Below are 8,535 nucleotides of genomic sequence, written 5' to 3' on the forward strand. Positions count from 1 at the left end.
ACCACCGGCCGCGGAGTATGGGTCCCTGCTTTCGCAGGGACGACGAGAGATCACTTTCCCTTCGCGCCGCCGACCACGACGCCCGCCGCCTTTTCGATCGGCTTGATCGCCGCGGTGAAATCCGACTCCGCGCCCTCGTCGCGGATGATGACTTCCCATAAGCGGCCGACCGCTTCGGCGACTTCCATCGACAATCCCAGCGATTTCATCTCCTCCAGCGCGAGCCGCACGTCCTTCACCATCAAGCCGGTGGCGAAGCCGAAATCGAAGCTGCGCGGCAGCACCGCGCGCGGAAACTTGTCGCGGCTCGCGGTGTTGAGGCCAGAACCGGCGTTGATGACGTCGATCATGACAGCCGGATCGAGCCCTGCCTTGACGCCCATCACCACCGCTTCGGACGTTGCCACCATCGCGGTGGCCGACAGGAAGTTGTTCGCAAGCTTCATGGTCTGCGCCGAGCCGGGTTTCTCGCCGATGAAGAACACTTTTCCGATCACGTCGAGCGCCGGCTTTACCGCCTCATAGTCGGCACGCGGGCCGGAGACCATCACCGCCAGCGTTCCCTTCTCGGCGCCACCGACGCCACCGCTGACGGGGCTGTCGATCTGCACGATGTTCTTCGCAGCCAGCAGGCCGTGAATCCGTGCTGCCATCTGCGAGCCGACGGTGGAGAGATCGACGAAGCGTCTGACGCGCTTGCCTTCGATCACGCCGCCGGCGCCGGTCGCAACGTCAAGCGAAGCCTGCAGCGACGGCAGGCTTGCCAGCACGGTCTCGCAGCGGTCGGCGATGTCCTTGGGTGACGATGCGGCCTGCGCGCCGAGCGCGACGAGTGTGTCGACGGCTTCCTTCCGCGTGTCGAATACGGTGAGCTGATGCCCGGCCTCGATCAGGCGACGCGCCATTGGGAAGCCCATTTTGCCGAGGCCGATGAATCCGATTTCCATGGTGGTGATTCCTCTGATTCCGTCATTGCGAGGAGCGAAGCGACGAAGCAATCCATCTATCCACTTGTGGCGCTATGGATTGCTTCGCTTCGCTCGCAATGACGGTGTAGGTGCTCCGGTACTATCGAGTTGGAGAAGCCGCTCAGCCCTTGTCCAATTCCGCGAACACTTCGCGCGCGATGCGAAAGCTGTCGACGCCGGCGGGGATGCCGGCATAGATCGACACCTGCATGAAGATCTCGCGGATCTCGTCGCGGCTGACGCCGTTGGTCAACGCGCCCTTGATGTGCGCCTTCAATTCGTGCGGCCGGTTGAGGATCGAGATCATGGCGAGGTTGAGCATGCTGCGCGTCTTGTGCGGCAGTTCCTCGCGGCCCCACACCGCGCCCCAGCAATATTCGGTGACGAGTTCCTGGAACGGCTTGTTGAAGCTGTCGGCGTTCTTCAGGGCGTTGTTGACATAGGCCTCGCCGAGCACCGCTTTGCGAATTTCCAGTCCCTTGTCGTGCGTCTTCTGGTCCATGACGTTTCCTTACGTACTTTTACGGTTCGGCGACGACGTTACGGGGTGGTCGTCCTGCAGTCACGCCTTCGTGTTATGCGTAATTCCAGGTGTGGGAACCCGCTCGCAGCGGGTGCCTCAATGCCGCCGCTGTGCTAGGGTGATTTGTCGGCAACCCGGAGAGTTTATTGAGCGGCGCCTCACCTGACCCCTCACAGTCTGCGCGCGAGCCGGATACCGTCGCGCGGCTTCATCTGACGCAGGCCCTGCAACGGGCCCAATATGCGATCGCGTGGGAGCGCGCCTGGCCGGGTTTCGCCCGGATTTTGAGCGTCGTCGGACTGTTTCTGGTGGCGTCCTGGGCCGGATTGTGGCTGGCGCTGCCATTCATCGCACGCGCGATCGGCATCGGCCTGTTCGTCGTGCTGGCGCTGGCGGCATTGTTCCCGCTGGCGCGGTTTCGCTGGCCGACCCGCGAAGAGGCGTTGAGCCGGCTCGACCGCGGCACCGGCATTCGCCACCGCCCGGCGACCGCGCTGACCGATACGCTCCAGACCAAGGACCCGATCGCGCAGGCGCTGTGGCAGGAGCAGCGCGAGCGCACGCTGGCCTCGATCAAGCGAATCCGCGCCGGGCTGCCTTCGCCGCGGCTTCCGATCCACGATCCCTGGGCGCTGCGCGCGCTGGTTATGGTGATGCTGGCGGCCGCCTATGTCGCCGCCGGCGACGAGCGCACGATGCGAATTGCCGCCGCGTTCGACTGGAACGGTGTGCTGGCGCCGGCCAACGTCCGGGTCGATGCCTGGGTGACCCCGCCGGTCTATACCGGCAAGCCGCCGGTCATTCTGTCCGCCGCCAACAGGGATGCCGCTTCGCCCGATAGCGGAGCACCGTTGCCGGTACCGTCAGGCAGCACGCTGCTGGTGCGTTCCAGCGGCGGCACCATCGATGTCGTGGTCGGCGGCGGCGTGACCGAGATCGCGCCGAGCGAACAGGCGCCGAAGGGCACCAATGAACGGCATTTCAAGATCACGGGCGACGGCAGCGCGCATGTCCGCGCGCCGTCCGGCCAGCCGCCGTGGCGCTTCGCGGCCACGCCCGACCGTGCGCCGAACATTTCGCTTGCCAAGGATCCGGAACGCCAGGCCCGCGGCTCGCTGCAGATGTCCTACAAGCTTGAGGACGATTACGGCGTCACCGAAGCGCGCGCGCAATTCGCCGCCCGCAACACGGATGCGGCCAAGAATCCTGACAAGACCCCCGATGCGAAGGAAGGCAAGGAAGACAAGAACAAGGCCGCCGACAAGGCGGAGCCGCGGCCGCTGTTCGAGCCGCCGCAGTTTGCGCTGGTGCTGCCGAATGCGCGTACCCGCAACGGCGTCGGCCAGACGGTGAAGGATCTCAGCGAGGATCCCTATGCCGGCGCCGACGTCACGCTGACGCTCACGGCCAAGGACGAGGCCGGCAACGAAGGCAAGAGCGAGCCGTTCAACATGCGGCTGCCGGAGCGGCTGTTCACAAAACCCCTGGCGCGCGCGCTGATCGAGCAGCGCCGCATCCTCGCGCTCGACGCCAACCAGAATGCGCTGGTCTATACGGCGATCGATGCGCTGATGATCGCGCCGGAACTGTTCACGCCGGAGGCCGGTCATTATCTCGGCCTCTACAGCGTGTCGCGGCAGTTGGAGGCGGCGCGCACCGACGCCGCGCTACGCGAGGTCGTCGCCAGCCTGTGGGCGCTTGCCGTCACCATCGAGGACGGCAACATCAGTGATGTCGACAAGGCGCTGCGCGCGGCGCAGGAGGCGCTCAAGCAGGCGCTGGAACGCGGCGCGACCGACGAGGAAATCAAGAAGCTCACCGACAATCTGCGCGCCGCGCTGGACAATTTCCTGCGCCAGCTCGTCGAGCAGCAGCGCAACAATCCGCAGCAATTGGCCCGTCCGCTCGATCCCAACACCAAGATGCTGAGCCAGCAGGATCTCAAGAGCATGCTCGACCGGCTGGAGCGGCTGTCGAAGTCCGGCGACAAGGATGCCGCCAAGCAGTTGCTGGAACAGCTGCAGCAGATGCTGGAAAACCTGCAGATGGCGCAGCCCGGCCAGGGCGACAACGAGATGGAGCAGGCGCTGAACGAGCTCGGCGACATGATCCGTAAGCAGCAGCAATTGCGCGACAAGACCTACAAGCAGGGCCAGGATTCCAGGCGCGACCGCAGCCGCGGCAAGCAGGGCGACCAGAGCATGGGCGACCTGCAGCAGGACCAGCAGGGCCTGCGCGACCGGCTGAAGAAATTGCAGGAAGAGCTCGCCAAGCGCGGCATGGGACCGGGCCAGCGCGGCCAACAGGGGCAGCAGGGCCAGCGCGGCGAACAAGGGCAGGGCCAGCAGGGTCAGGGCGGCGACCAGGGCGATGGCGAGGACGGGCTCGATCAGGCCGATTCGGCGATGGGCGACGCCACCGGCAGGCTCGGCGAGGGCAATGCCGACGGCGCGGTGGACTCGCAAGGGCGAGCGCTGGACGCGCTGCGCAAGGGTGCCCAGAGCCTGGCCGAGGCCATGCAGCAAGGTGACGGCGATCAGCCGGGCGACGGCCCCGGCAACCCCAGAGGCCGCCAGCAGGGCGCGGCCAACTCGACCGATCCGCTGGGACGGCCGATGCGCAACAACGAGTTCACCGACGATTATACCGTGAAGATCCCCGGCGAGATCGACGTGCAGCGGGTGCGCCGGATCCTCGAAGAACTGCGACGCCGTCTCGGCGATCCGTCGCGGCCGCAGATCGAACTCGATTACATCGAGCGGCTGTTGAAGGATTATTGAGCGGTCGCGTCGCACTCCGCTGTCATCGCCCGGCTTGACCGGGCGACCCAGTATTCCAGAGACAGCAGTGATTGAATCGATAAGCCGCGGCGTATTGGGTCCCCCGCCCCAGTGCGCAATTGCGCACAAGGCGGGGGATGACGACCGTTGATGTGGCTTACCCGTTCTTCCCCGCCGCCAGCGCGTCCGCGACCGCGGTGCGGATGTCGTGTACCGAGAACGGCTTCGTCACCACATCGTGCACGATGGCGTTGAGCCCGGAGGCGCGTTCGCGCTGATCGGCGAAACCCGTCATCAACAGGATCTTCAGCTTGGGAAAATCGCGCGCCGCCGTCAGCGCCAGTGCGATGCCGTCCATCACGGGCATCTGGATGTCGGTCAGCAGCAGGTCGAACGTGCCTTGTTCGCGGGTCAGGATATCGAGCGCTTCGGCGCCGTCCTCGGCGGTGACGGTCTCGTGGCCGTCCATGGCGATGGCGCGCGCCACCAGCGAGCGCATGGAATCTTCGTCATCGGCAATCAGCACGCGTGGCATGAACTCGTCTCTCTCGCCTCAGCGGAACAGGCGGCCTGGTTCAGGCGTGGCCGGCCAGATCCCGCTTGTTGAAAAAGCGTACGTCAATATTGCGGCCTTCGGGCGGCGGCGAAGCCAGCCGCGACTTGAAGTACGCGCGCTCGCCGGGCTTGAGCACCGACGCTTCGAGCACCGCGTTCCAGGCGTAGATCTCGGCGCCTTGCGCGTCGCGGACGGAAAAGCGCAGCCGCGGCAATTCGACCGGGTTTTTGGTCTGGCCGATGATCGTGCCTTCGATGACCAGGACCGGCTTGCCGTCCACGGTCTCGTTGGTGATCTTGATGTCCTTGAACGCCAGCCCGCGCAGGTTCACTTCCAGCCCGACCATCTTGTAGAACGTCGCGGTTTGCGGCAGCAGCCGCACGATTTCGGCGCGCCAGATCATCAGCCCCAGGATCAGCGCGCCCATCGCGGCGCAGGCGGTCGGCAGGCCAAAGGACGGCATGAAGGGGATGCGGGGCAGGGACGGCAGCCGGAAAAGGCGGGCCAACCGCTCGCGGTGCGTGGTAATCGGGATCTCTTCCTGGTTCTCCGCATCCTGCCGGGCGGCCGACGGCCAGTCGCTGCCGCCGCTTGGTTGCGAACCTTCGCCCTCGGCCGGCCAGCCGGCCGAAATCGAGGGGCTGTCGACGACCGGGGTGTCCTGCCCCTCTTCCTCGCGCGCCAGCGCCTCCCACTCGGCCGCGGCATCGTTCGCGGCCGAATGGCTCGATTCCGCCATCGCCGGCACAGCGGCCGCCATTTCGATCGCGTCTTCGGGCCGCGCCAGCCAGGTTTCCTTGCAGCGCGAGCAGCGGACGGTACGTCCGCCGGGCCCCAGGGTGGCAGGATTGATGGCGTAAGATGTTGTACAATGAGGGCAAACGATATGCATGGAGCCCGTCTCTACGTGTCTTTGCCCGGATGCTACATAGCGACTGTTAACGAACCGGAAACCATAACGGCCGCAAAACCGTTTTGTCCGGTTGGTTCCCAAACCAGCGGGCCACGAGCCCAAAGTTCAGGTTCGGGTCCAGGTTCAGGTTCAGGTTCAAGTCCGGGGTTTCCGGCCGCGGCCCACGCCGAGCGGAGCTCGGCCACTGTCTATGCCGAGCGGAACTCGGCCACGGTTCATGCCGAGCGCAGCTCGGTCACGGTTCATGTCGAGCGGAGCTGAGCTTGGTTCGGTTCGAAAATGTCGGTTTGCGGTACGGGCTCGGCCCGGAGATTTTGCGCGACCTCTCCTTCCTGATCCCGGCCCATTCGTTCCAGTTCCTCACGGGTCCCTCGGGCGCGGGCAAGACCTCGCTGCTGCGGTTGTTGTTTCTGTCGATTCGGCCGACGCGCGGCCTCGTCAACCTGTTCGGCGAGGACGTCTCGCTGCTCGGCAAGGATCAGGTTGCGAACATGCGCCAGAAGATCGGCATCGTGCTGCAGGATTTTCGCCTGCTCGACCATATGACGACCTATGAGAACGTGGCGCTGCCGTTCCGCGTGATGGGCCGCGAGGAATCCAGCTATCGCCGGGAGGTGATCGACCTCCTGAAGTGGGTCGGACTCGGCGAGCGCATGGATGCGCTGCCGCCGATCCTGTCGGGCGGTGAGAAGCAGCGCGCCGCGATCGCGCGCGCGGTGATCTCGCGGCCGCAATTGCTGCTGGCGGACGAGCCGACCGGCAGCGTCGACCCGACGCTCGGCCGGCGCCTGCTGCGGCTGTTCATCGAATTGAACAGGCTGGGCACCGCTGTCATCATCGCGACCCACGACATCACGCTGATGGACCAGTACGAGGCGCGGCGGATGGTGCTGCACCAGGGGCGGTTGCACATCTATGAGTAGGATGGATGACGAGCATGGGCCGCTGGTGGACCTCGGCACCGAGCGACCGCAGGTGCCGGCGCGCGCGCGCAACATGTCGCCGATCGTGCCGCGGGCGTCGATCTCCGGCCGCGCGCTGGTCGCCGTCGTCGCCATCATGACGTTCCTGGCTTCCATCACCACCGGCACCGTGCTGCTCGTCAGCGCATCGGCCGCGGAATGGCAGTCGGAAGTCGCCAGCGAAATCACCATGCAGGTGCGCCCGCAGGCAGGGCGCGATCTCGAGCGCGACGTGAACGCGGCGGCGGAGGCGATGCGGACGCAGCCCGGCATCGTCCAGGTCAAGCCGTTCAGCAAGGACGAATCGGCCAGGTTGCTGGAGCCGTGGCTCGGCAGCGGGCTGTCGATCGAGCAGTTGCCGGTGCCGCGCGTCGTCGTCGCGCGCGTCCAGCCCGGCACCACGCTCGACCTCGCAGGCCTGCGCAGGGCGGTGACGCAGGTGGCGCCGTCGGCGAGCGTCGACGATCACCGCGCCTGGATCGAGCGCATGCGTTCGATGACCGGGGCAACCGTGTTCGCCGGCATCGGCATCCTCGTGCTGGTGATAGCGGCGACGATCATTTCAGTTTCGTTCGCGACCCGTGGCGCGATGGCGGCGAACCGCCCGATCGTCGAGGTGCTGCACTTTGTCGGCGCCGGCGACCGCTATATCGCCAACCATTTCCTGCGGCATTTTCTGAGACTCGGGCTGGAGGGCGGGGTGATCGGCGGCGGCGCCGCAATGCTGGGTTTCGGCTTCTCCGAATCGATCGCCGCCTGGTTCTCGGGCACGCCTGTCGGCGATCAATTCGCAGCGCTGCTTGGGACGTTTTCGCTGCCGCCCTCGGGCTATCTGGCGCTTGCGGTGCAGGCCGTGGCGATCGCCGCCATCACCGCCTGGGCCTCGCGGCGAACGCTGTTCGCCACGCTGGACGACATCGATTGAGCCGACCGATGGCGCTGTTGATCCGGGGTGAACCGGGACTCCACTTCGCTTGAAAACGTTCTAGAATTGTGTGCGGGAGGAGGATTGCCGGACCATATGGATTTGCAGCACGACGACAGCTCGCCGAGGGCGCCGGCCGCGCGGCCGCGCGGATGGCTGCGCGCGGTCATCGTCGGCACTATGGCGATCCTGTTCGTCGGCGCAGCGGTGGGCTTCATCGCCTTTCTCTCGCAGTTGCGCGGCGTCGAAACCAAGCCGGCGCGCAGCGCCGACGGGATCGTGGTGCTGACCGGCGGCTCGTCGCGGGTGTCGGATGCGATGGAATTGCTGGCCGGCGGCTACGGCAAGCGGCTGTTGATCTCGGGCGCGCATCCGACCAATGCCCTGAGCGACATTTCGCGCTTGCTGCCCGACAACCAGTCGCTGCTGTTGCGCTGTTGCGTCGATCTCGACCGTTCCGTCAATACCAGGAGCAACGCCGCCGAGACACGGCGCTGGGTCCGCGAGCGCGGCTTCAAGTCGCTGATTGTGGTGACGTCGAACTACCACATGCCGCGGGCGATCGTAGAGCTGTCGCATGCGATCCCGGACGTCACGCTGATTCCGTTCGCGGTGGTCGGCGACCGATGGCGCGATGAGCCATGGTGGACCAGCGGTGCGACGCTGCGTCTGTTGCTGTCGGAATATGTAAAATATGTCGCCGCCGAGGTGCGCGTGCGGCTGGCCGGCGCGGGCATCGACCTTGCGCCCGAACTTTACGATCAGCCCACACCGGCGCCGCGCCGGCCGGCGACGGCGCAAGCCAACTAGGGCGCGTACTTAATCCGCGAATGGTGCGTCGGGCTCCATGTCGACTTCACACCTCCAAAGCGGACGTCAGTCAGACGGGTGGGCATGTTCGCTTTGTG

8 protein-coding genes are annotated in these 8,535 nt (G+C 65.9%); 4 read left to right on the plus strand and 4 right to left on the minus strand.

The window, feature by feature from the left end; genetic code table 11:
• Nucleotides 1-50 precede the first annotated feature (50 nt).
• On the minus strand, nt 51-947 hold the full coding sequence (locus KIP88_RS40515) for an NAD(P)-dependent oxidoreductase (protein ID WP_214493726.1): 897 nt from the start codon (nt 945-947) through the stop codon (nt 51-53).
• Nucleotides 948-1,089: 142 nt separating this feature from the next.
• Nucleotides 1,090-1,470, minus strand: a complete 381-nt coding sequence (locus tag KIP88_RS40520) for a carboxymuconolactone decarboxylase family protein (RefSeq protein WP_212418832.1) — start codon at nt 1,468-1,470, stop codon at nt 1,090-1,092.
• 167 nt (nt 1,471-1,637) lie between these two features.
• Here KIP88_RS40520 and KIP88_RS40525 point away from each other — a divergent pair, with 167 nt between their 5' ends.
• Nucleotides 1,638-4,271 carry a TIGR02302 family protein gene (locus KIP88_RS40525; protein ID WP_214493727.1) on the plus strand — a complete coding sequence of 878 codons (2,634 nt, stop codon included), beginning with the start codon at nt 1,638-1,640 and terminating at the stop codon, nt 4,269-4,271.
• A 157-nt stretch (nt 4,272-4,428) separates the two neighbouring features.
• On the opposite strand, the gene KIP88_RS40530 is transcribed toward KIP88_RS40525, so the two are convergent.
• Both KIP88_RS40530 and KIP88_RS40535 read right to left on the minus strand, forming a co-directional pair.
• A complete protein-coding gene (locus KIP88_RS40530) occupies nt 4,429-4,806 on the minus strand; it encodes a response regulator (protein ID WP_214493728.1) in 378 nt (125 codons plus the stop codon).
• 40 nt (nt 4,807-4,846) lie between these two features.
• Complete coding sequence (locus KIP88_RS40535) at nt 4,847-5,719, minus strand: MJ0042-type zinc finger domain-containing protein (RefSeq protein ID WP_214493733.1); 873 nt, start codon at nt 5,717-5,719, stop codon at nt 4,847-4,849.
• 284 nt (nt 5,720-6,003) lie between these two features.
• Here KIP88_RS40535 and ftsE point away from each other — a divergent pair, with 284 nt between their 5' ends.
• The 3 genes from ftsE (at nt 6,004) to KIP88_RS40550 (ending at nt 8,437) form a co-directional block, all read left to right on the plus strand.
• Nucleotides 6,004-6,663: a cell division ATP-binding protein FtsE gene (gene ftsE / locus KIP88_RS40540; RefSeq protein ID WP_214493729.1), complete on the plus strand. Its 660-nt coding sequence runs from the start codon at nt 6,004-6,006 to the stop codon at nt 6,661-6,663.
• Nucleotides 6,656-7,627, plus strand: coding sequence for an ABC transporter permease (locus KIP88_RS40545; protein WP_214493730.1), 972 nt, complete (start codon nt 6,656-6,658; stop codon nt 7,625-7,627). Before ftsE ends, KIP88_RS40545 begins: the two co-directional genes overlap by 8 nt.
• Before the next feature lie 96 nt (nt 7,628-7,723).
• Nucleotides 7,724-8,437, plus strand: coding sequence for a YdcF family protein (locus KIP88_RS40550; RefSeq protein WP_214493734.1), 714 nt, complete (start codon nt 7,724-7,726; stop codon nt 8,435-8,437).
• The last annotated feature ends 98 nt before the right edge of the window (nt 8,438-8,535 follow it).

This window comes from Bradyrhizobium sp. SRL28, assembly GCF_018596315.1.
Taxonomy (GTDB): Bacteria; Pseudomonadota; Alphaproteobacteria; order Rhizobiales; family Xanthobacteraceae; genus Bradyrhizobium.

Coding starts and splice junctions, on each gene's coding strand:
- KIP88_RS40515 (WP_214493726.1), bottom strand. CDS start 947: ATGGAAATCGGATTCATCGGCCTCGGCAAAATGGGCTTCCCAATGGCG.
- KIP88_RS40550 (WP_214493734.1), top strand. CDS start 7,724: ATGGATTTGCAGCACGACGACAGCTCGCCGAGGGCGCCGGCCGCGCGG.
- KIP88_RS40530 (WP_214493728.1), bottom strand. CDS start 4,806: ATGCCACGCGTGCTGATTGCCGATGACGAAGATTCCATGCGCTCGCTG.
- KIP88_RS40545 (WP_214493730.1), top strand. CDS start 6,656: ATGAGTAGGATGGATGACGAGCATGGGCCGCTGGTGGACCTCGGCACC.
- KIP88_RS40520 (WP_212418832.1), bottom strand. CDS start 1,470: ATGGACCAGAAGACGCACGACAAGGGACTGGAAATTCGCAAAGCGGTG.
- KIP88_RS40535 (WP_214493733.1), bottom strand. CDS start 5,719: ATGCATATCGTTTGCCCTCATTGTACAACATCTTACGCCATCAATCCT.